The sequence below is a fragment of the Pantoea sp. PGP6 genome (assembly GCF_053474785.1).
In genome coordinates, this window is sequence record NZ_JBQBMA010000002.1 from 218,862 (window position 1) to 239,479 (window position 20,618).

14 protein-coding genes are annotated in these 20,618 nt (G+C 55.6%); 4 read left to right on the forward strand and 10 right to left on the reverse strand.

The features are described 5' to 3' along the window. Nucleotides 1-124: 124 nt before the first annotated feature. The gene (locus ACLIBF_RS21500) at nt 125-2,116 is read left to right on the forward strand and encodes a BCCT family transporter (RefSeq protein WP_448310578.1); all 1,992 of its coding nucleotides are present in this window, start codon (nt 125-127) and stop codon (nt 2,114-2,116) included. Between the two features lie 274 nt (nt 2,117-2,390). On the opposite strand, the gene ACLIBF_RS21505 is transcribed toward ACLIBF_RS21500, so the two are convergent. Further along, a complete protein-coding gene (locus ACLIBF_RS21505) occupies nt 2,391-4,565 on the reverse strand; it encodes a TonB-dependent siderophore receptor (protein WP_448310721.1) in 2,175 nt (724 codons plus the stop codon). Nucleotides 4,566-4,932: 367 nt separating this feature from the next. On the opposite strand from ACLIBF_RS21505, the gene ACLIBF_RS21510 reads away from it, so the two are divergent. Further along, nucleotides 4,933-6,081, forward strand: coding sequence for a tyrosine-type recombinase/integrase (locus tag ACLIBF_RS21510; protein ID WP_448310579.1), 1,149 nt, complete (start codon nt 4,933-4,935; stop codon nt 6,079-6,081). Here ACLIBF_RS21510 and ACLIBF_RS21515 read toward each other — a convergent pair. Next, complete coding sequence (locus ACLIBF_RS21515; protein ID WP_448310722.1) at nt 6,062-6,277, reverse strand: hypothetical protein; 216 nt, start codon at nt 6,275-6,277, stop codon at nt 6,062-6,064. The genes ACLIBF_RS21510 and ACLIBF_RS21515 overlap by 20 nt on opposite strands. A gap of 835 nt (nt 6,278-7,112) precedes the next feature. On the opposite strand from ACLIBF_RS21515, the gene fhuE reads away from it, so the two are divergent. Continuing rightward, on the forward strand, nt 7,113-9,329 hold the full coding sequence (gene fhuE, locus ACLIBF_RS21520; protein WP_448310580.1) for a ferric-rhodotorulic acid/ferric-coprogen receptor FhuE: 2,217 nt from the start codon (nt 7,113-7,115) through the stop codon (nt 9,327-9,329). Between the two features lie 381 nt (nt 9,330-9,710). Here fhuE and ACLIBF_RS21525 read toward each other — a convergent pair whose 3' ends face one another. Genes ACLIBF_RS21525 through ACLIBF_RS21560 form a run of 8 tightly spaced genes read right to left on the reverse strand, consistent with a single transcriptional unit; the run spans nt 9,711 to nt 18,976 of the window. Continuing rightward, on the reverse strand, nt 9,711-10,610 hold the full coding sequence (locus ACLIBF_RS21525) for a VOC family protein (RefSeq protein WP_448310581.1): 900 nt from the start codon (nt 10,608-10,610) through the stop codon (nt 9,711-9,713). Nucleotides 10,611-10,630: 20 nt separating this feature from the next. Beyond that, nucleotides 10,631-11,770, reverse strand: coding sequence for an amidohydrolase (locus ACLIBF_RS21530; RefSeq protein WP_448310582.1), 1,140 nt, complete (start codon nt 11,768-11,770; stop codon nt 10,631-10,633). Nucleotides 11,771-11,772: 2 nt separating this feature from the next. Beyond that, nucleotides 11,773-12,894, reverse strand: coding sequence for an alkylhydroperoxidase domain protein (locus ACLIBF_RS21535; protein WP_448310583.1), 1,122 nt, complete (start codon nt 12,892-12,894; stop codon nt 11,773-11,775). Between the two features lie 12 nt (nt 12,895-12,906). Next, nucleotides 12,907-13,911 carry a putative FMN-dependent luciferase-like monooxygenase gene (locus ACLIBF_RS21540; RefSeq protein ID WP_448310584.1) on the reverse strand — a complete coding sequence of 335 codons (1,005 nt, stop codon included), beginning with the start codon at nt 13,909-13,911 and terminating at the stop codon, nt 12,907-12,909. Then, nucleotides 13,908-15,542 carry a dipeptide ABC transporter ATP-binding protein gene (locus tag ACLIBF_RS21545; protein ID WP_448310585.1) on the reverse strand — a complete coding sequence of 545 codons (1,635 nt, stop codon included), beginning with the start codon at nt 15,540-15,542 and terminating at the stop codon, nt 13,908-13,910. The genes ACLIBF_RS21540 and ACLIBF_RS21545 overlap by 4 nt, the downstream gene beginning before the upstream one ends. Then, the gene (locus ACLIBF_RS21550; RefSeq protein WP_448310586.1) at nt 15,539-16,390 is read right to left on the reverse strand and encodes an ABC transporter permease; all 852 of its coding nucleotides are present in this window, start codon (nt 16,388-16,390) and stop codon (nt 15,539-15,541) included. Before ACLIBF_RS21550 ends, ACLIBF_RS21545 begins: the two co-directional genes overlap by 4 nt. Continuing rightward, entirely contained in the window at nt 16,387-17,328 is a 942-nt protein-coding gene (locus tag ACLIBF_RS21555; RefSeq protein WP_448310587.1) for an ABC transporter permease, read from the reverse strand. The genes ACLIBF_RS21550 and ACLIBF_RS21555 overlap by 4 nt, the downstream gene beginning before the upstream one ends. A gap of 13 nt (nt 17,329-17,341) precedes the next feature. Beyond that, nucleotides 17,342-18,976 carry a TIGR04028 family ABC transporter substrate-binding protein gene (locus ACLIBF_RS21560; RefSeq protein WP_448310588.1) on the reverse strand — a complete coding sequence of 545 codons (1,635 nt, stop codon included), beginning with the start codon at nt 18,974-18,976 and terminating at the stop codon, nt 17,342-17,344. Between the two features lie 638 nt (nt 18,977-19,614). Between ACLIBF_RS21560 and ACLIBF_RS21565 the strand changes: the two genes are divergently transcribed. Then, nucleotides 19,615-20,616 carry an MsnO8 family LLM class oxidoreductase gene (locus tag ACLIBF_RS21565; RefSeq protein WP_448310589.1) on the forward strand — a complete coding sequence of 334 codons (1,002 nt, stop codon included), beginning with the start codon at nt 19,615-19,617 and terminating at the stop codon, nt 20,614-20,616. The last annotated feature ends 2 nt before the right edge of the window (nt 20,617-20,618 follow it).

Sequence of the window (20,618 nt, forward strand, 5' to 3'; positions counted from 1 at the left end):
CGCTTTGTCGATGATATTTCTGCACAGGGGAAAAAAAACCATAAAATCCGATCCTTCCCTGAAATTTTCATATGCTCTGTCATAATGGCCGTTACATTCAGAAATGGTCAAGCAGAGAGGTTTTATGTCTCAACCAAAAATAACCGAGCACACTCAGCGAAGTAAAATCAATCCGCCGGTGTTTTACAGCTCCGCCATATTGATATTTATTATCGTTGCTTTTGCTGCTCTTTTTCCTGAACAAGCTGACAAACAGCTCAGCGCGCTGCAAAGCGGCATCTTCGCTAATGCCAGCTGGTTCTATATTCTGACTGTTGCCCTGATACTCATGAGCGTCGCCTATCTGGGCATCTCCCGGTTTGGTGACATCAAGCTAGGCCCCGATCATTCTGAACCCGATTTCAGCTATGTCTCGTGGTTTGCCATGCTGTTTTCAGCGGGTATGGGCATAGGTCTGATGTTCTTTGGCGTGGCAGAGCCGGTAATGCACTATATGGCACCGCCATCCGGTACACCGGAGAGTGTTCAGGCCGCCAAGGAAGCACTCCGCATCACGTTCTTTCACTGGGGACTGCATGCCTGGTCAATCTATGCCATCGTTGCATTGATACTGGCCTTCTTCAGTTATCGCCACGGCCTGCCGCTGACACTGCGCTCGGCACTCTATCCGATTATTGGCGATAAAATTTACGGGCCGATAGGGCATGCCGTCGATGTTTTTGCCGTTATCGGTACCGTGCTCGGTGTGGCGACTTCGCTGGGTTATGGTGTCCTGCAGGTGAATGCCGGGCTGAACCATCTCTTCGGGATCCCGGTTAACGAAACCATACAGGTGATACTGATTGTGGTTATTACCGGCCTCGCCACCTTATCGGTGGTGTCCGGACTGGATAAAGGGATCCGCATCCTTTCAGAGATTAATCTGACGCTGGCTGTTCTTTTGCTGGTGCTGGTGGGTGCGATGGGCCCAACGGTTCTGCTGCTGAAGTCATTTGTTGAGAATACCGGCGGTTACCTCTCCGAAATAGTAAACAAGACCTTTAATCTGTATGCCTATGAGCCCAAATCCAGCAAGTGGCTGGGGGGCTGGACACTGTTTTACTGGGGCTGGTGGCTGGCCTGGTCTCCCTTCGTCGGGATGTTTATTGCTCGCGTTTCGCGTGGACGAACCATCCGTGAGTTCGTTACCGGCGTATTGTTTGTGCCAGCCGGTTTCACCTTGCTGTGGATGACGTTTTTCGGTAACAGCGCTATCTGGCTGATCATGAGTCAGGGCGCGCGTGACCTGGCGGAAACCGTACAATCCGATCAGACCCTCGCGTTGTTTAATTTTCTTGAGCATTTCCCTTTCAGCTCAGTGCTGTCGTTTATTGCTATGGCCATGGTCGTCGTCTTTTTCGTGACTTCCGCTGATTCCGGCGCGATGGTCGTTGATACGTTAGCGTCAGGAGGCACCGATAACACGCCTGTCTGGCAGCGTATTTTCTGGGCATCGATGATGGGGGTTGTTGCTATCGTTCTGCTGCTGGCTGGCGGCATGAAAGCATTGCAAACGGTCACCATCGCCAGTGCATTGCCTTTTGCCATTATACTTCTGACGTCGATATATGGGCTTTTCAAAGCACTACGTATTGATTATTACAAACGCGAAAGTAAGCAAATCACCACCATTGCCTCGCCGGCCTCACGAAACCCGATTTCCTGGCAACGCCGGTTGAGGAATATTGCTTATTTTCCCAAGCGTTCAAATGTGAAACGCTTTATGAATGAAGTTATTCAGCCGGCCATGCATATGGTCAGCGGTGAACTGCTTAAGCAAAGCACCGTTTCGCATATTAATGACAGTGCTGACGATCGTGTGCATTTTGAAGTCGATCTGGGAAATGAACTCAATTTTGTTTATGAAGTTCGCCTCCGCTCGTATATCCAGCCCACTTTTGCCCTTGCCGGATTAGGCGATGAGAAAAAAGAAGAGCACCGCTATTACCGTGCGGAGGTATATCTGAAAGAGGGCGGACAGGATTACGATGTGATGAGCTGGACTCAGGAGCAGATTATCAACGATATACTTGACCAGTACGAAAAACATCTGCACTTCCTGCATCTGGTACGTTAATAACCCGAGCCTGGCTCACTGAGCCAGGCCATCCAGTCAGCTTTTCCTTCCTTATAATGGCGCAAATCAGTGCTACCTTGCTGCTCGTCAGTAATATAATCATCCTCAGAATTGCGTTATTTCGTACAGGACCCCCTAGGTCAACATTTCCCGCACTTTTTCTGTGACAGCGTCACTCTGGTAAGTAAAATTCTCTCTGTGAAAAGGCTCAGGAAGATTTCATAGAGGGGCACTATCAGGAAAAAGCGCTTCCTGACGGAAGCGCCTGTCGCAATCAGAAAGAGAGGGTCAGACCCGCGTAATAGGCGCGGCCCGGCTCGTTGTAGGTTGATGCACCCTCAGCTTCACGGTAAATACGCTTATCCAGCAGGTTATTGATCCCGGCATTGGCGCGCAGATTTTTGGTAACGTCGTAGTTAAGATTCAGCCCAAATACCGAATAGGCACCGACTTCCCGTGTCGACAGTGAACTGGCCTCAGTACGCGATTCTGCATTTTCACGCGGTTTCTGACGACCATACATCGTCCAGTTCAGGCTGGTGGAAAAATCCTGTGTTACCTGCCAGTCGAGTATCGTGTTAATGGTGTATTCCGGGATGATCGACAGCGGATTACCGGTCTTCTTATCCTTCGACTCAATCATATAGGTCGCATTGGTCCGCCATTCCAGCGCATCGCGTACCAGTGGAATGGTCATATTTGCTTCCAGACCTTCTACCACTGCCTTACCGCCGTTGCTCCATTGCAGGATATTATTGCCGTTGGAGGCAAAACCAATCCGCTCGGTACCGGCCACGATTTTGTTCTTATAATCGTTACGGAACCAGGTCATCCCGGCGATATAGCCATCCTGACTAAACTCAATGCCCAGCTCTTTATTTACGCTGACTTCAGGATCAAGATTCTCATTGCCCAGTAAATAACAACTGCCGGTCGCTATACCGATCGGACAACCGTTGCCGCGGGTCGCCAGTAAATAACCTTCTGTTGACTGATAAAGATTAGGGGCTTTAAACGCACGGGCGATACCGGCCTTGAGTTTGAAGTGCTCGCCCAGTCCCTGGGAAATATTGAGCGATGGACTCCAGTTCGCACCAAAGGTATCGTGATAGTCAAAACGCAGACCCGGTATCACCTCCGTACTGTCGGTGGCGGCGATATTATCCTCGAAATAGAGTGAACTCAGCGTGGCGCTGTTTTTACTGTTACGGGCGCCCGCATCGCCGCTCACATCACCAATCGTCACATTCGGTGCGCTGGTGCCATTCATTGAGTTGGGATCGTTTAACTCATCACGGTTCCATTCGGCACCCAGCGTCACCGTCTGTTCCCGCACTATTTCCAGCGGGAAACTGACTTCGCCAGCAGCACGGTAACTCTCGAATCGACTGGTTGAGAACGTCGTGCTGTTAATCCGTCCTTCACCGCTGCCAGCGGTTCCTTCGTTCAGGCGGGTATTGTTGGTTTTTTCATAATTGAAGGAGAGTTTCGACTGGCCCCAATCCCAGATGCCATTGTGGGTAATGCCATAGGTCTGACGATAGAGGCGGTTAGTTTCTGAACCATCCAGCGATTCAATCAGGGCATTGCCCGCACCGTTGCTGTATTGAGTATCACCGGCATAGATGTTGCCCTGACGGCTATAACCGTAACTGAAATCAATCACCTGTAACGGCGTTAGTTTCCAGGAAAGTACGCCATTGATATCTTTATTGCGCACCCCTTCGCGTCCGGCGGCAGCAGATCCGTTCTGCGACTGGTTGATATCAAAAGCATCACTGTCGGTTTTGTTGATGTTGCCGTAGAGACGCATGGTGAGCGCGTCGCCGGCCAGCGGTCCGCTGAGATTAAAGTTGGCACGGCGGGTAGCGCCTTCTTTGTCATCTTCCGGCTGATTGGTAAACAGCGACAGTGACCCATGCCAGTCATTCGTCGGGCGCTTAGTGATAATATTGATCACGCCCCCGGCAGCACCTGAGCCGTAGCGGGCAGCAGCCGGACCCCGGATCACTTCGATACGCTCAACCATTTCCGCCGGTACCCAGTTAGAGTCCCCACGCGAATCCCGCTCGCCTCGCCAGCTATAACGTACTGAGTTTCTTGAGGTAGTCGGTACACCATCGATCAGAATCAGGGTATTTTCCGGTCCCATGCCGCGAATGTCGATCTGGCGGTTATTGCCGCGTACACCGTTGGCACTGTTGCCGGTCAGGTTAACACCCGGCATTTTGCGGATGATGTCGGACAGGTCATTTACCGGCGGGTTCTTTTCAATATCCTGCGCAGTAATCACCGAGACGCCAGGCTGTTGCTTTAACTCCTGTTCAGCAGTGACCAGCATGGTCTGGTCATCGGCCAGCATTTCTGTCTCAGCGTCGTTCGCGGCAGAGGCGGAAGAACTTAATATTCCCGCCAGCAGCAGCGCAACGGGGCGCTTCCGGACATGCATAGTTACATTCACTTAGAAAGTCTCCCTGAATCGTTAAGGTATGTAATCAAATGCGTATGATAATGAGAATGGTTATCATTGTATATAAAGCGCAGTCATCTTTACACTCCTTAACAATCGCCGACTAATTCATCAGTTCGGGGCAGGGCCGTTTAACGTGTTGCCTCCAGAGATAACGAACAGTGCAGGCATAGAAGCCCCCTGGCGAAAAACGCGGTAACTCTGTTGCTCCTTGTATCAAGCCACAGCAGAAAGCGTCCATTTTTGTCAATAAACGCTTCGGACAAACACCTCGCTAAGTTCGTTAGTTTTCACCAGAACGCGGCATTATGACTCCAGACTTATTAGGTCTGGAGTCATAAAGGGTATGCCGTTAGAATGTGTCACTCTGCAGCCTGCTCAGAACAGAAAAAGGATCATTGTGACGCAAACAGAATTACGTTCACCTCATGTTGGCCGCCATGTACTGGTCTGGCTTGATCAGGTCAGAGCAGCCTCATTAGGTGAACTCGATAATTTTGGTGACGAAGGCTCAGTCGAGCAGGTGATGAAAGTCTGGGTAAAATTATCTCTGCTGATCAGCCGCCGCCGCCCGGAAATCGCCGTATCATCACTGCTGAAACATGTTTTGCCGAACATTGGATCCCAACCGCTTAAATCGATCACCCGCTTACGACTCAACCGCCTCTATAACATACTGATTGCTGACGGCAAGAAAGAGGAGGCGCGAAGGGTATTTGCGTTGACCAAGCAATTCCTCGCCTGGGCTGAAATGCAGGGCTATCTTGATCACTCTCCGATCGCCTCAATGAAAAAACGTGATGTTGCCGGGCGCGCAACGCCACCGCGCAGTCGGCAGCTGACGGATGCGGAAATCTGGGTATTCTGGCATGGACTGGATAACTGGGCGTTATCAGAGCAGGCGCGCTGGGCGTTGCGGTTGTGTCTGGTTAGCGCGCGTCGGCCAGATGAAATCGTGCAGGCGCAGAAAGCGGAATTTGATCTGGCGCTCGGCCTGTGGAAACAGGGCACCCGTAATAAATCGCAGCGGGAACATATTCTGCCGATTTCTCCGTTGATGCGGATGTGCATTGATGCACTGATGCAGGCTGCCGATCATGACTCGCCGTGGCTGGTTCCGGCTCCACGCGATCCTCAACAACCACTGTCGAAAGGCGCGCTGAATCAGGCATTACGCCGTATGATACGCGCCCCGCGTGGATTGGGTCTGGAGCCTTTTACGCCACGTGATTTACGCCGGACGGCACGCTCCAAACTTTCCGCGCTGGATACCCCTAACGATGTGGCCAGGAAAATTATGAACCATGCACTGGAAGGCATCGATCGGGTCTATGATACGCACGACTACCTGACACAGATGCGCTGCGCAATGGACGCCTATTCTGCAGCGGTTGAACAGATCGTCGGATGCGAAAGTTATGCAGATTTGCGTCACCGCTTCGAAGGCGAAACCCTGAACCTGAGTGAGAGGTCTGTTATGGCGATGTCGGGTTAAATATGCCGCCCTGGCTAGCAGAGATGAGATCGCGACCAGGAAAATAAAGGTTCACGTTATTATGTACACCCGGAACAGAGGTCATCTGAATAGCCATCTCACCCTGAATGATTGACGCCAGCGGCAGAATAGCCGGCACAGAAATAACTCTCCTGTTATGCCTGTCAGTAATGGCTGCGATATAACCGGCGCCCAGTTAATTTATGATCCGTAAAGGATCGCCACGCCGCTACCCCGTTATAACCCCCAAAGGTTTTCCTTTCATTGCAGGCATCTTTGATTGCCATCTCATAGAGGGCAAATCCAGTTGCCGCCTTTTTCACCATGAGAACCCTTCGACCTTAACTTATTTTACTAATATATTCAGTTATTTATAAACAATAACTCACCCACTTGTGACAGGTAGCGCCGCCGGGTAATAGTCGGTGCGGTAGGGTTGTTGCCACGGGGCGCGAACTTATTACTGGTATTTTCAGCCTGCACTGAATTTTTTCAAAATAGTCTCAGTACGAACTGAAAAAGCGCTGAGAAGGGTAATAATAATTAACAACAGGCCGGTGTTTTAAATAATCTCATAACAGTACCCTTTGAAACGGGTGTTAAAAATAAAATCCAGACGAAAGCGTAACGCGGGTCATTCTGACATAAAAAAGACAACCTCAGTTCAATGGAAAATATCATCACCCTGTTTCTGTTCCCGCATGACAATCATTCAGGATGAATAGCGTTACCAGGTCAGAATTAATTAATCCCGCTTTTTATTTTGATATCCTGCAATTATTACCGCGCTGAGCATCCTCAATTCTCACATTTTACTGAATAAATTCGCATCATTTGCTAACAAAATCTTGCAATGATAATCGCAATGCGTATATTTCTCATTTGTTTTAAACAGAAGATCACACCCGCGCCCAGGCGCTCAGGGAAAGGTTTCTGGTTCCTCAAACCATAAGCAGGGTACAGGTGCCCGCAGGAAGCGTGGTCGTGAACAGTGGCAGCAAAAAAATCATAAAAAATTTGAGGAATTAACGATGTCTTTTGAAGTTCAGCACGCCAGGGAAGCGGGCAAATCAGCCCCGCTACGCATCTCGTTACTGGCCGCGATGATCGCCACTTCGCTGGCGCAAACTAGTGCTTACGCCGCAGAAACAGCCGCACTGGCCCCCAGTGACAGTCAGACCATGACGGTGAGTGCCACAGCCGATGCAGATGGCGCGGCAGCCTCCTCTCCGGCTACCGATTACAGCGTCCCGGTCACCCGTGCCGGCACCAAAATGCTCGGCACCGTACGCGATGTGCCGCAGTCGGTCAGCATTGTCAGTAAGCAGCGAATGGAAGATCAGCAGCTTCAGTCGCTGAATGATGTGCTCTCTAACACCACCGGCATCCGCGGAATCAGTGGTGATATGGATCGCACCAACTACTATGCCCGTGGCTTCATGATTGACAACTACATGGTTGACGGCATCCCGACCGCCTTCGCCTCGCGCTGGAACCTGGGCGACGCACAGACCGATATGGCGCTGTATGAGCGGGTCGAAGTGGTACGCGGGGCAACCGGCCTGCTGACCGGCCCAGGCAACCCTTCAGCGGCAATCAATATGGTGCGTAAGCACGCCGACAGCAAAGAGTTTGGCGGGACCGTCTCCGCCAGCTACGGCAGCTGGAACAAACAGCGTTATGTCGCTGACCTCTCCGCGCCGCTGAGCGAATCCGGCAACGTGCGCGGCCGTCTGATTGCCGGCTGGCAGGATAACAACAGCTTCATTGAGCGTTACGGTGCGAAAAAGCAGTTTGTCTATGGCGTGGTTGATGCCGATCTGACCGATTCCACCACGCTGTCGGTCGGTTATGAGTTCAGCCAGGTAAACACGGATTCCACCATGTGGGGCGGGGCGCCTCGCTGGTACACCGACGGTAGCCAGATTCATAGCCGTCGTGGCTACAATACCGCGCCGGACTGGGCCTATAACGATAAAGAGAACCGCAAAGTCTTTGTTAACCTGAAACAGGAATTCGACAACGGCTGGAATATCACCCTGAACGGCGCACACAACGAGATGCGACTGGACAGTAAACAGCTCTACCTTGACGGTTTCTTCGATAAGAACACCGGTGCCGGCTACTCCTCATACGCTAACTATCCGGTGGTAGGCGGAACTGGCTACAACACCGGTAAACGTAAAGTCGATGCCGTTGATGCCTTCGCCAGCGGACCTTATGAGCTGTTTGGTCGCCAGCATGAACTGATGGTCGGCGTGAACTATAGCCGTCAAGACAACAAATATTTCAGTACCTTCGAAAATATCTCTTCTGAGTCGCTGGGCAATTTCAATGATTTCAACGGACAGTATCCTGAGTCTGACTGGACACCGCGGCTACCTGCCAATGACACTCAGCTGGTTCGTCAAAAATCGACTTATATGGCGACCCGCCTCTCGCTTGCCGATCCGCTGCACTTAATCGTGGGTGCCCGCTACACCAACTGGAACCGCGAAACGCTGACCGGCGAGCTGGAGAAGAATAACACCACGCCTTACGGCGGGCTGATCTACGACTTCTCGGAAAACTGGTCCGCTTATGCCAGCTATACCTCGGTGTTCCAGCCTCAGGATTATCGCGACGTCAATGGATCGTATCTGGCACCGGTGATCGGTAAAAACTACGAAGCGGGCCTGAAGTCGGACTGGATGAACAGCCGTTTCACCACCTCACTGTCGGTGTTCCGCACCGAACTGGATAACGTGGGCGAAGCCACTACCCAGACGGTAAAAGGTTCCGGTGACGTGGCCTATATTGGCCGTAAAGGTGTGGTCAGCCGTGGCGTTGAGTTTGAAGTCAACGGTGCATTAACCGATTACTGGCAGATGACCTTCGGTGGCACGCGTTACATTGCGGAAAATCGTGACGGCAGTACCTTCAACCCGCAACTGCCGCAGACCAGCTTTAACCTGTTCACCAGCTATCGCCTGCCCGCGCTGCAACAACTGACGCTGGGCGGCGGAGTGAACTGGCAAACCCACGTCTGGAATGATGTCGGTGCGCCGGAAGGCAACGGCACCTGGCGCGCCCGGCAAGGCAGTTACGCGCTGGTTGATCTCTTTGCCCGCTATCAGGTCAGCAAAAACCTGACACTGCAGGGCAACCTGAATAACCTGTTCGATAAAGAGTACGACACCAACGTCGCCAGCTCCGTGGTTTATGGCGAACCGCGTAACGTCTCGGTTACCGCCAGCTACACCTTCTGATTCTCTTTACTGATGAAGAAAAAAATGCCTCTGCAGAGGTAATGCTCGTCAGTGAAGTTTAAATTTGCAAAAGCTGTCACGGTCAAACGTGGCAGCTTTTTTTCTGGGCAGGCGTGCCGGAGTGCGGGCCTGTGCCCTTTTAATAACACGCACTGAAGCTTCAGAGCAGGCTGGTGCCGGGCAGGGGCAGGCAATCCGCAGCGCTGAACAGAATGAGTCTGCCAGGATAGCCCGCAGGACGCGGGCGAAAGGCGGGGCGGCACAGGATGTGCCATCCCCGGCGGTCCGTCAGGCAGACGAATGAAGTGAGGGAACCGCGCAGCGGCGCGAGGACCACCAGCCCCTGAGCGGCACCAGACTGCGTTATCACCTGTCGCTTAACTAACGAGCATGACTCTGCAGAGGCATTTTTTGGTGTTCTGGCGGCTGTCCCCTCAGGTAAAAACGTAAGGCCAGATGAAAACCCTGTCCCGCTTCAACCAGAATCGCCTCTGGCTGCTGTTGAAAGCTGATGTCGCCTGACTGCAGCACCGTTTTTACCTTGCTCAGATCGTCGGTGACAAAACCCAACGCCACCATCCGGGCACTGCCATCGTAATCTTTCGGTAACGGACCAAACCGTTGCTGCGCATAGTCTGCCGAAGCAAAACGCACCGTGGCGGCACCGGCACGCAGCACAAATGCGCCTTCCGGGCAGGCAACGATTTTGGCACTGCCAAACAGATGGCTGTAAACCTGCGCCGCTAAAGCCGGGTCCTGCGCCACGATCACAAACTCACTGATATTACGTACGCCATTCGGATGCACCTGCCATGCCGGTTGCCAGACAGCCTCTGGCGTCAGATGCTGACAAAAAAAACTGCGTCCGTTAGGGATCAGTGACGAGCGCAGTCGCACGGTGCGAAAACGTGCCTCACTGACTGAACCCGACGGCAGGGTAACCGGCCGGTGAAAGCTGGCGGGGAGATCGCCATCCAGATCCTGGCGCTGCAGATGCTGATATTCATTTTCCGCATCGCTGCTCTTCCAGACCAGGCCGCTCAGACCGGGCGGCGATTGCCAGAGGTCGGCGCGCCGACCGGCATTACCCGGTTCATAGCCCAGCAGTTCGAGGTAATTTTCACCAAACACCACCAGATGATTGCTGGACCCCAGCGAGTGGTGACCGCGTTCGGTCAACTGAAAACCAAGACGCCGGAACAGCGCATGCGCGGCATCAAGCTGATCGGCAACGTTAATCACGGCATGATCGAGAATCGGTTGCGGCACAGGCACAGACATAAGCAGGTTCCTTTTTTTGGTCATTGCGCCGCCACAATCTGCAGAGCGCGTGGTGCCAGGCGGGTGAAGTAGTTCACAGCGGGTTCGATCAATGCTTCATCGGGATCGAAACCCGCATGATGCAAACCAAACTCACTGGCGCTACCGATGCTGACAAACGCGCCGGGCACCTGTTGAAGATAAAAAGCAAAATCTTCGCCCCCCATTTGTGGCGCCGCAGCCCGCCCGGCCAGATAGCCCGTTTCCTGCGCCAGTTCCAGCGCCACATCGGCCCAGGCTGGCGTATTGATTAACGCAGGCGGTCCCTCAATCCACTCCAGTTGGGCGGTGGCGCCAAAGCCGGCGGCGATGCCCTGAATCAGCGCGGTCATCCGGTGCGGGATCTGCGCCCGTATCTCACTGTTATGGGTACGCACCGTGCCCTCCAGCTCCACGCTCTCTGGCAGAACATTCCAGGTGTTACCGGCGGTAAAGCGTGTCACGCTTACGACGACCGTTTCCAGCGAACTGAATACCCGGCTCGGCAGCGTCTGCAAAGCGGTGACGATGTGGCTGGCAATCACAATTGAATCGATGCCTTCCTGCGGCCGCGCGGCATGTGCGCCTTTGCCTTTAACCCGGATCACAAAGCGATCAACATTAGCGTAGAACGCGCCCGGCCGGGTCTGTAGCGTACCCAGCGGCAGATCGGGCGCATTGTGCAGCCCAAAAATGGCCTGCACCCCCTCCAGCGCACCAGCGTCGATCAGCTGACGTGCGCCCGTAAAGGTCTCTTCAGCGGGCTGAAACAGTATCCGCACCCGGCCAGGCAGCGTGGCTTCCCGCTGTTTCAGTTGCAGGGCGACACCCAGCATCACCGTGGTATGCAGATCATGACCGCAAGCGTGCATCACGCCCGGTTGCTGAGAACGCCACGGTCGGTCAGTGGCCTCCTCAATCGGCAGCGCATCAATATCGGCACGCAGCGCGATCAGCGCCGGTCCGTTGCCCATTTCCGCCACGACGCCGGTTCTCAGTCCCAGCGGCAGCAGACGGATACCCGCCTGTTCCAGCCAGCGGGTGATACGTTCGGTGGTGGCAAATTCGTGACCTGATAATTCCGGATGCTGATGCAGTTCGCGACGCCACTGCACCAGTTGGTCAGTTGAAAGCAATGTCATGTTTATTCCTGTTGTTGCGGCAGAAAAGGTTCACCCAGTGTCAGCATCAGGCGATTCGCCCAGGCAAAAAAGGCGGTGGACTGAATCAGGTCGAGCAGGGCAAGCGTGTCCAGCCCGTGTCCCAGCAGCGCATCAATATGCTGTTGCGTTAGCTGAACGGGCGTAACGGATAACGCCGCTGAAAACGCGATCAGCGCCTGCCAGCGCGGGCTTTGTCCGTGAGACAACACCGTACCCGGCGCCACGTTCAGCAATTTCTGAATCGCCTCATCCTGTTTCGAGAGCTGACTGGCTTTACGCGCATGGACCGAAGCGCAATAAATGCATCCGTTGACCTTACTCACTACCGTTGCCGCCAGTTCACGTTCCGCACGAGGCAGACCGCCCGCGGTGTAGAAAATGCCTTTATCGGTCAGGGTGCGCTGTTCAAGCAGCGGCAGGTTGCGCGCCAGCAGGCGGAAATAATCGGAATCGCTATGGCCGAACTTCGCCAGTGTCGCCTGCTCATCCGCACTGAACGCCGCCAGCGGTTTTGCCGTCAGCCAGGGTTCCCAGCCCAGTTCACGCTGGGTAAAGGCGGTAACGGCCGTGTTGCCGCTGGCGGTGAGCGGCGCATCGTGCCAGTGACCGGCCACCACCGGTGCCGTTTCTCCTTGTGCTGCATCGCCCTGCAAGGCACGCAGACCCGCCAGCAACCGGCTCTGAAAGCTGATAAATGCCACCAGTTGCGCCAGGGTAACGATGCCACGCGGGGTCCAGCCCGCCTGCTGTAAGACGGCAATTTCTGCCGGGGATGCGCTGACCGGTTCAAAGGTCAGACGGCGGGCAAACGCCTGCGCAGCGCGATCGCGCTCAGCCTGTTCAGGCCCGGGCCGCTCCGGCTGTGCCCGCTTTAGCTCAAGGTAGTGCGCCTGCAGGCCTGGCTGGGCGTGCCATTCCGCCAGCTGAGCGGCCAGTGCCAGCCGGTCAGGCAAGGGAAAATCGTCATCCTGCTGGCTGAAGAGCAGTACATGACTGCCCTGGGTATGTTGGGTCGCAGCGTGGCGGACCTGGCGCGCGCGCGCCAGTTCAGAATCGGGGGCGATATCGGCCAGTGCGTTTAGCAGATCGTCAGGTTGAGTCATAACGTGCTCCTGTTAGCGAGATTCGCCAGCCGCACGAAGCGCTGGCGCAAGATGTTCAGCAATCAGTTCGATCGAGCGCAGCGTGTCAGCGTGCGACGGCTCTACGGAGTGCACCTGGAAGGAGATATCGGTGACGCGCGACAGCGTGCTGTCCTGTGCCAGCGACTGTTGCACCGCGGCAACGTCACCGACGTGCGCATCAAACTGCGCCAGCAGATCGTCAAACCGATCGCCGCGTAACCGATGTCCGGCCGCCTGATACTGTTGCGCCTGCTGGCTAATGCCCGGCTCAGCAACCTGACGAGCATACGCGGTCGAGTCGGCGACAAAAGCAGTACGCGAGGCGAGAATGCGGGGCGTCACACCCGCCGGTAGCGCAGCCAGATAGGCGTCGATTAGCGGATTCTGCAGCGCAACAAGCGGCAGATTCGGTTGATCGGCCGGTCGCGGCTGGGTGCGGGAGAGCATCAAACCGTGTCCGCCCTGGGCGGCACGCACTGCACCTTCCACCGAAAACGTGGCGATCCAGACGCGATTGTCCAGTTGTGCCGCTGGCGGATAGAGATGGTTATCCGGATGACCCAGCGAGTCGCCGCGCCAGGCGCTGAGCAGAGTATGCAGATGTTCAGCAAACACCGTGCCGCGTGCGTCAAAACGCTGACCAAACGACTGAAACGAGGAGGGCGTGCCGCCCGATCCCAGCCCGATCTCCAGCCGTCCTTCCGCCAGCTGATCCAGCACGGCGGCATCTTCAGCCACCCGCAGTGCATTCTCCATCGGCAGGGTGATAATGGCCGTACCGAGCCGGATGCGGCGAGTGAGCGCTGCAACGTGCGCCAGAAACAGCAGCGGTGAAGGCAGGCCGCCTTCATCCTGATGAAAATGGTGCTGCGCGACCCAGGCATTATCAAAGCCACATCGCTCCGCGTGCTGAATCTGTTCGGTTGCCAGCCGGTAACGCTGACCGGCAGGCACCTTATCCAGCAGTCGGGTAAAAAAGCCGAGGCGACGGGTCATGCTGACTCCTTAGTTTTCAGGGAAAGCCTGTTCAATGGAATAAGTGGCGGAATGGCGGCGATGAGTTCGCGGGTATAAGGGTGTTGTGGTGCGGAAAATATCGTGACAACGTCACCTTGCTCCACCACTTCTCCCGCTTTTAATACCGTCACGCTGTCAGCGATCTGGCGCACCGTGGCTAAATCATGGGTAATGAACAGGTAGGTGAGTCCGGACTCCGCCTGTAATTGCTGTAGCAGATCCAGGATTTGCGCCTGCACGGTGACATCAAGCGCGGATGTCGCTTCATCCAGCACCAGAATATCCGGCTCAGTGATCAGCGCACGTGCCAGCGCAACTCGTTGACGCTGACCACCAGAAAGCTGGTGTGGCCGACGCGTTAACATCGCCAGCGGCAGCGCCACCCGGGTCGTCACCGCTTCTACCTGCTGTCTTCGTACTTCGCGACTCAGACGCCTGAAATTACGTAACGGCTCTTCGATAATCTCATACAGCGTCTGACGCGGATCGAGCGAGGCAAAAGGATTCTGATAGACGAACTGAATTTTGCGCCGCAGCTGACGCAGCGCTTCGCCGGGCAGCCCGCTGACGACCCGGCCATCCAGCGAAACCGTGCCGCTGTCTGCCGTTTCAAACCCCATCACGATGCGCGCCAGCGTGGTTTTGCCCGATCCGGATTCACCGACCAGTGCATGGGTTGTGCCGCGAGCTACCTCAAAGCTGACCTGATCCAGCGCCTGTAACTGCTGCTGTTTACCCAGCGCAAAACTTTTTGCAATCGCGGTGGCCTGAATGGCGAGCGCAGAAAAATGGGGGCGTTGTGTCGGCGCACGGGTCCGCCGTTGCGGGGTCGCGTCATGCAGCAACTGGCGGGTATAAGGATGCGCAGGTGAGTGGATCAGTCTGGCCGCCGGCGCAGATTCCTGAATTTCGCCGTGACGGAACACCATAATGCGATCAGCCCGCTGGGCCGCCAGCGCCAGGTCATGCGTCACAAACAGCACCGCGGTGCCCGATTCACGCCGTAACTGATCCAGCAGATCGAGAATCCGTTTCTGAACGGTCACATCCAGCGCGCTGGTCGGCTCATCCGCAATAATCAGTTCTGGTTGCAGGGCAAGCGCAATGGCGATCAGTACCCGCTGCTTCATCCCGCCTGACAGGTGATGCGGATACTGGTGAACTCGCTGTTCCGGATGGCTCAGTCCGACGCGTGTCAGCAACTCAACCACCCGTTGCTGACGTTGCTGTGCGCCCATTTTCAGGTGCAGCCGCAGGATCTCAGCCACCTGCTCACCGATGGTTTTCACCGGATTGAGTGAGTTGCCGGGGTCCTGAGGCACCAGGCTGATTCGGGCACCCCGCAGCGAATCGTAACGTTTTTGCGACCACTGACTGATATCAACGCCGTTAAGCCGGATTTCGCCGTGGTCGCGCCGGGCATTGTCCGCCATCAGGCCGATAATCGCCTGAGCGGTGGTGGTTTTGCCGGAACCCGATTCGCCCACCAGCGCTACCATCTCTCCAGGGTTAATTTCAAAACTGACGTTATGCACCACCGGTTGCCATAGATTGCCGCTGCGATAACTCAGCGTCAGCTGATCGATCGCCAGTAAGGGTTGCCCGCTCATCGACGTCCTCCTGCAAGCTGCTGACTGATGCGGTTCGCGGCGAGTACCACCGCTACCACCACCACGCCAGGAAAGGTGGTAAGCCACCAGGCAGTGGCCAGATAATTACGGCCTTCGGCGATCAGCAATCCCCATTCCGGGATCGGCGGCGGTGTGCCATATCCGAGGAAACTCAGGGTCGAGAGCGCCAGAATGGCCTGGCCAAACTGTAATGCGGCATAGGCGATGACCGGGCTCATCGCGTTCGGCAGAATGTGACGCCACAGTACAGTGAGAAACCAGCCGCCGCTGCCATACGCGGCTTCGACATATTCACTGTGACGGATGCGCACCACTTCAGCACGCGCCAGCCGGGCGAAACTGGCGATTGACGCGATACCCACCGCCAGCGCCGCGTTCAGCGTGCCGAAACCAAGCAGAATTAACAGACTCAGCGAGAGTAACAGCGCCGGAATCGCCAGCAGCACATCGACTGCTCGCATCAGCACCGATTCCGTTTTGCCGCCTGTCGCACCCGCGATCAAGCCCAGAGCGGTTCCGGCCACCAGCCCGATAGTGACCGCGATAAACGCCGCGGAGAGCGAGTGCGACGCGCCGTAAACGATGCGGGCAAACAGGTCTCGTCCCAGCTGATCGGTACCCAGCCAGTGACCTGCCTGCGGTGCCAGCCGTTGCGCGCCAGCGATGCCCTCTACCGGACTGGCGTCGGTAAACAGGTCAGGGAAGAGCGCCGCCAGCAAAGCCAGCAGCATTATCAGCCCCGCCAGCCACAATCCAGGCTGCAGGGGAGAGCGACTTTTTCCGGACCGCGCCGGAAGCCGCGCAGTGGCGTAATCAACCAGACTCATGGTGTCCCCTTTAACAGTTGTAAGCGCGGGTCGAGCAGTGGCATCAGCAAATCCACCGCCAGGTTAATCACTACAAAGCCCAGCGCTGAAATCATCACCACCGCCTGCAGCACGGCGACGTCCTGATTGTTAACCGCCTGCTGGGTCAGCTGGCCGAGCCCGCCCAGACCAAACACCGTTTCGGTAATCAGTGCGCCGGCGATCAGTTCGCCCAGCAGCAGGCCCGCCACGGTCAGCACCGGCAGCAGGGCATTACGCAGCACGTGCCGCCACAGCACGTGGCCTTCGCTGGCACCTTTAGCTCGCGCTACCGCCACAAACGAACGGGTTGCGACCTCATCAATACTGCGCAGCAGAATCTGCGCCAGCGGCGCAGAGATCGGGATTGCCACGGTGATAATCGGCAGAATCAGCCCCTGCCACGGCGAGGGATTGATTACCGGTATCCAGCGCAGCTGGAATGAGAACAGCTGTATTAAGGCGATCCCCAGCCAGAAGGTGGGAACCGAGATAAATAGTGCCGGCAGCGATTGCAGCAGATTACGCAGGCCGCGTAGCATCGGGTGGCGCGAGAGGGCGGCCAGTGCAAACGCCAGCAGCGTCGCCAGCAAAAACCCGCACAACGCCAGGCGCAGGGTGCCCGGCAGGTTACTGTTGATTAGCTGGCTCACCGGCACGCCAGCCTGTACCGAATAACCAAAGTCACCGTGCAACATGGCGGCCAGCGTATGCAGATATTGCTGCCACAGCGGATTGTCAGCGCCATAAGCCTGACGCATCTCTGCAATCTGCTGTGGGCTGAGGCCGAGATCGGGATTCTGAAACTTAATCAGCACCGCATCGCCGGGCAACACCTGCAATAGCACAAATGAGAGGCTGAATGCGGCCCACAGGACCAGCAGCCCCAGCCCAGCCCGATGCAACAAGTAATGGCGCATCACAGACTCCGGTTTAATGTTTTTCCAGCCATGCGCCATACAGCGCCGGACGGCCTACCGCTTCAAATTTCACCCCTTTCAGCCAGGGCGCACCGGCAAAGACCTGCGGCTCTTCGAAGATCGGGATAACGTAGGCCTGATCGAGCAGATAACGCTGCACGTCACCGGTCAGCTGCAATCGTTTAGCCGGATCGACCTCGGCTGAGATGGCCACCAGCAGCTGATTAAGCCGGTCGTCGCGGAAGTTTTTCACCTTGTCGCTGGAGCCGCCTTTTTGCAGCAGGTTATCGCGGTTAGCGGGATAGAAACTGCTTTTAATCACATCCGGATCGGCGCGACCCACTTCGGTGACGTTAAGCGGGGTTTTGAGGGGATCGAGATTATCCAGCGTTTTACTGCCGGCATCACCGGCCTTCACCGTCAGGGCAACACCCACCTGACGCCACTGCTGCGCCACCAGCTGCAGCACCTCTTTGTTCTGTGGCTGCGGTAACGATTCATAGACGGTGAGCGCCAGACGCTGGCCCGCTTTCTGACGGATGCCATCAGCACCCGGCTGCCAGCCCGCCTGATCCAGCAGCGCTTTGGCTTTCGCCGGGTCGAAGGTCAGTTTGTCCGCAAGATTGACGTAACCGGCAGCGGTGGAGGCCACTACCGAGGTGGCTTGCGGGTAATTCGGTGAGAACAGTGTATCCACCACCTGTTTCGCATTGGTGGCGTGCAGCAACGCCTGACGGACGCGGATATCGCTGACCAGCGGATTGTCCGGGCGGAAGCTCAGGCTGTCATTGACGCCACGAGTCGGTGCCGCATAGATCGGAAACTTCTGCTCGCTGGCCTGTTTCTCATCATAAGCCTGTACCTGACGGATGAGATCCGCCTGGCCGGCCAACAGCGCGCCAATGCGTACGCTATCTTCCGGGGTGACCAGCACTTTAATGCCGTCCAGATTGGCCGGCCCCTGCTGCGGGCTGCTTTTCGGTCCCCACTGGTAATCTTTACGTGCCACCAGGTCGACTTCCCGCCCCAGTTTTTCATCGCTGACCACGAACGGACCGGAACCAATGATATGGCGGGCATCACCCAGCTGATCGAAGCTGCGCGCCAGGGTGCTGAGTGAAACCAGCCCGGAGCCGATGGTGGCAGTGCCCTGCAGGAATCCCGGCGATGGCTTTTTGAACGTGAACTTCACCGTCAGCGGATCGATGACCTCGCTGTGATCATAATTATTGATTACCTCTGACACCGGCAGTCGCAGGGCTTTATTTCCCAGTCCGTAGGTATCGAAGTTTTTCGCCACCGCATTGGCATCTAACGGTGTGCCATCGGAAAAGGTCACGCCGGGACGGAGTTTAAAGGTGTACTGAGTTTTATCGGCGTTGGTGGTCCAGCTCTCGGCAATCCAGGGCTCCACCTGCAGGGTTTCGGGGTTCTGCCAGGTTAGCTTGTCGGTAATCTGATTCAGAATACCACCATTAGGATAAAAGCCCCCGGCCGGCGGATAGAGATTAGTATGTGCCTGCTGCTCCAGATAAATCAGCGTTCCGCCTTTGACCGGTGCGGCCACGGCGTTTACGGCAATACTCCCGGCAAGTAAAGTCAAAACCAGCGCACACAATGGTGGCACACGGTGAAAAAACGTCTTCATGATGAATTCCTTTGTTATCAATTATCTCAACAGACGGAATCATCATCGAATGGCGCCACACGCAGATGAACTAATGAATTGGTCCAAGCTTATCTGAAAAAAACAAATGCCTGTCAGCGAGCGGAAGGCTCAGCACGATGAACGCCTGCCCGGCGCGCGGGCAGGGCAGACTGACCAGACCCATTCAGCGAATCGCGCATGACCTGACGAGCCTGTAATAGCGCAAGCCAGCCTTTGCCGAATAAGCAGGCTCTACTATCGGCACGCACCGTTGCAGTGACTATTAACGATCCCGGACCGGCCAGGCGGGTTATTTTTTACCTGCTTTTCTGACAGAAACATCTCTTCTGCTCTTCTTGTTCGCGGGTAAATTAAGTGTTCCTCAGCCGATGACGGCTTAATACGCATTTCTGCAAATCATTCCCGATTAATCTGTATAGAACCCCGAACAGTCAGCGTCATTCGAAAGTTCACCCCCATTAAACTCAACGCACTGTTTATAAAAAAGATTATTATTTACATCCGCTATTTCTTTTCCGATATGAATAAATCAAAAAACCATAAAACAATATGATGTTTTACCTGATAACACGGCCGCCGCACACTGGTCAGCAACCGGAATAATAAGGATCAGGTGAATGGCATATCGATTAAGTCTGTTAGACAAAGCGCCCGTTGCGGACGGGGAATCGCCTGCCGCCGCGTTGCAGCGCACGCTGCAACTGGCGCAGCAGGCGGAGGAGTGGGGTTATCACCGCTTCTGGCTGGCGGAACATCACAATACCGCTCAGCTGGCCAGTCCGTCACCGGAACTCTTAATTGCCTGGATTATTGCCCAGACCCGACATATTCGTGTCGGTTCGGGCGGGGTGATGCTTCAGCATTACAGTCCCTACAAGGTGGCGGAAAATTTTAATCTGCTGGCGTCACTGGCACCGGGCCGCGTCGATTTAGGCATCGGCAAAGCGCCAGGTGGATTACCGCTCTCAACCCGTGCGCTTCAGCTGGGTGTGCATCCATCAGAGAAGGGCAGCTTTGCCGAACAGCTGCAGCTGCTGGATAGCTGGCTGCAACCCGACCTCAGCAGTCACGATGACGATGAACGGTTGCAGGCCACACCATTACCGCCACGGCCGGTGAACCGTTTCCTGCTGGGTGCCAGTGAAGAGAGCGCCCGACTGGCCGCGAGTCTCGGCTGGCAACTGGTATTCGCCGCCCATTTGAACGGTGACCGACAGTTACTTGAGCAGGTGCTCAGCACCTATTCGCGCCTGAGTAACGGCCAGCGGGCGCTGGTGGCGGTTCAGGTGGTGGTAGCCGATTCGCCCGCCGGCGCGGATCTGCTGGTCTCTACGCTGCGTCATTACCATGTGTCGGTTAAAGACGGTCCGGGCGTCAATGTCGCCAGTCTGGAACAGGCCGAACGTTATGTGCGTCAGGGTGGCTACCGTGATTACCAGATTGAGCCGCGCACGCCGTCGTTGCTGAAAGGGACTGCGGCACAAGTCCATGCCCAGCTTGATGCCCTGCACCATAACTTTGGTATCGACGAGTTCATTATTGATACGCCGATCGCCGAGCCACTTGCGCGTCACCATTCGCTGGCTCTGCTGGCCACGCATCATCTGGTCGCAGCCTGATC

Bases quoted from the DNA above. Each gene is read 5' to 3' on its own strand.
- ACLIBF_RS21525 (WP_448310581.1), bottom strand. From the start codon at position 10,610: ATGTCTGTGCCTGTGCCGCAACCGATTCTCGATCATGCCGTGATTAAC.
- ACLIBF_RS21535 (WP_448310583.1), bottom strand. From the start codon at position 12,894: ATGACTCAACCTGACGATCTGCTAAACGCACTGGCCGATATCGCCCCC.
- ACLIBF_RS21540 (WP_448310584.1), bottom strand. From the start codon at position 13,911: ATGACCCGTCGCCTCGGCTTTTTTACCCGACTGCTGGATAAGGTGCCT.
- ACLIBF_RS21555 (WP_448310587.1), bottom strand. From the start codon at position 17,328: ATGCGCCATTACTTGTTGCATCGGGCTGGGCTGGGGCTGCTGGTCCTG.
- fhuE (WP_448310580.1), top strand. From the start codon at position 7,113: ATGTCTTTTGAAGTTCAGCACGCCAGGGAAGCGGGCAAATCAGCCCCG.
- ACLIBF_RS21565 (WP_448310589.1), top strand. From the start codon at position 19,615: ATGGCATATCGATTAAGTCTGTTAGACAAAGCGCCCGTTGCGGACGGG.
- ACLIBF_RS21510 (WP_448310579.1), top strand. From the start codon at position 4,933: ATGCCGTTAGAATGTGTCACTCTGCAGCCTGCTCAGAACAGAAAAAGG.
- ACLIBF_RS21550 (WP_448310586.1), bottom strand. From the start codon at position 16,390: ATGAGTCTGGTTGATTACGCCACTGCGCGGCTTCCGGCGCGGTCCGGA.
- ACLIBF_RS21545 (WP_448310585.1), bottom strand. From the start codon at position 15,542: ATGAGCGGGCAACCCTTACTGGCGATCGATCAGCTGACGCTGAGTTAT.
- ACLIBF_RS21530 (WP_448310582.1), bottom strand. From the start codon at position 11,770: ATGACATTGCTTTCAACTGACCAACTGGTGCAGTGGCGTCGCGAACTG.
- ACLIBF_RS21500 (WP_448310578.1), top strand. From the start codon at position 125: ATGTCTCAACCAAAAATAACCGAGCACACTCAGCGAAGTAAAATCAAT.
- ACLIBF_RS21505 (WP_448310721.1), bottom strand. From the start codon at position 4,565: ATGCATGTCCGGAAGCGCCCCGTTGCGCTGCTGCTGGCGGGAATATTA.
- ACLIBF_RS21560 (WP_448310588.1), bottom strand. From the start codon at position 18,976: ATGAAGACGTTTTTTCACCGTGTGCCACCATTGTGTGCGCTGGTTTTG.